At 32.2% G+C, this 304-nt stretch carries 1 pseudogene; it reads right to left on the reverse strand.

Going from position 1 to position 304, the window contains the following annotated elements:
* Positions 1 to 304, reverse strand: a pseudogene (locus GNY06_RS13910) (IS1 family transposase); the annotation flags it as partial.

The raw sequence follows: 304 nt of genomic DNA on the forward strand, positions 1-304 counted from the left end.
TCTATCAACAGCAATCCAGATCCAACAGTGTTTTTTTTACGCCCTATATAAGTGTGCATTTCATCTAACTCTACCACTTTTATTTCCTTAGATTCACATTGCAATGATTGTACTTCTTGACCAAAAATACGAATCCAATTCAAAATAGTGACATTGCTAACGTCTAAAATCCTGCCGATTGATCTAAAGCCCAAGCCTTCAAGATAAAGTTGAATCGCTTTTTTTTGATTGTTTTTGAATATTCACCCACTCTTTATATACCGTAAAATTAAATCCACAATTTTTACATTTGTATCTTTGAAGA

Origin of the sequence: Elizabethkingia argenteiflava, from assembly GCF_009904105.1 — a bacterium.
Lineage (GTDB): Bacteria > Bacteroidota > Bacteroidia > Flavobacteriales > Weeksellaceae > Elizabethkingia > Elizabethkingia argenteiflava.